Origin of the sequence: Vibrio sp. 1562 (assembly GCF_033340155.1) — a bacterium.
Lineage (GTDB): Bacteria > Pseudomonadota > Gammaproteobacteria > Enterobacterales > Vibrionaceae > Vibrio > Vibrio alginolyticus.
The window spans coordinates 1-1,160 of the sequence record NZ_JAWOVY010000107.1 but is presented as its reverse complement, the minus strand read 5'-3'; the positions used below and the strand labels follow the sequence as shown (position 1 = coordinate 1,160).

General features: G+C 45.4%; 2 protein-coding genes. Both read right to left on the bottom strand.

All coding sequences use genetic code 11. The features are described from left to right. A partial coding sequence (locus R7Z49_RS23505) for a DNA/RNA non-specific endonuclease (RefSeq protein WP_318112145.1) occupies positions 1 to 300 on the bottom strand: 300 nt, incomplete at its 3' end. A 193-nt stretch (positions 301 to 493) separates the two neighbouring features. Beyond that, a partial coding sequence (gene xni, locus R7Z49_RS23500; protein WP_318112144.1) for a flap endonuclease Xni occupies positions 494 to 1,160 on the bottom strand: 667 nt, incomplete at its 5' end.

Genomic DNA, 1,160 nt, shown 5'->3' with positions numbered 1-1,160 from the left:
GTCGTATCCTGAGCCTTTGTAGTCCGCTAGGGTAGAGCGAGCGTAATCCGGCATTTCAGTGTCTTCTTGGAAGGCGTTACTGCGTTTGTTGGTGATGTTCACGCTTTCCGCGGTAATGTGGTAAGCAACCCAGTCTGCGTTTTTGGTGTTGTAGTTGTACCCAACCGCATAGCCATCTCGGCAAAGGAACTGATCGCTGTTGCTTGAAGGTATGCCTTTATCAAGGTGTTGACCGCAAGTTTCAGCAAGAGTAGGGAAGGATAGGAGTGTGACTAAAGATACTAAGATGATGTTTTTCATTATTTTTCTCCGTTATTAAGAGATTTAAAAATAATGAAATTACTCACTAAGACTGTGAATTGGCTTATAAATTAATCAGTATCTTGTAGGTTAATGATGAGGCAAATATCATTGCCGTGAATGTAAAGGGATACACAACAGATTTTATAAACGTGTTGTCTAACCCAAAACTTACAGCGTAAAAGAGATGTACTTACTCGGCTTTATTTGGTCCGGTAAAGCGAATGTCTTGCAGGTTAAAGCCGAGCTCGATATCGCATTTCAACGCCGCTACTCGTTTACATAGACGTGCAGACTCAATGTGTTCATCCAGCTTCTTGCGATATTTCGGTGCAAGTTCATCGCTGGCGTAGGCCGCTTCAATATCTTCAAATTGAGTTAGGATCTCTTTGGCAGCTTTCGGTCCAATGCCCGGAACGCCCGGCACTTGGCTCGAACTAATGCCAGTTAACCCCCAATAATCAGCGAGTTGACTAGGCTTTACGCCAAACTCTTTCTCGATAAACGGTTCATCCAACCAACGGTGTTGAAAGTAATCGCGAATTTGCAGCGTCGGTGAAAGTAACTGGCAGTAGCCTTTGTCGGTTGAAACGAGCGTTACTTTCTCGCCGTCGCTTGCCACTTTGGTCGCCAGTGTTGCAACTAAATCGTCCGCCTCATCGCCTTCTGATAGCAGTGAATCAATACCTTGCTCCCACCATGCTTGTTGGATGGCATCCAAACCTTGCATCAGCGGCTCTGGCATCGGTTTGCGATTTTGCTTGTAGTCAGGAAGGATTTCAGCGCGCCAACCTCTATCTTGTTCATGGTGATCAAACACCGCGATGATATGTGTTGGTTTCGCTTCGGAAAGAATACGC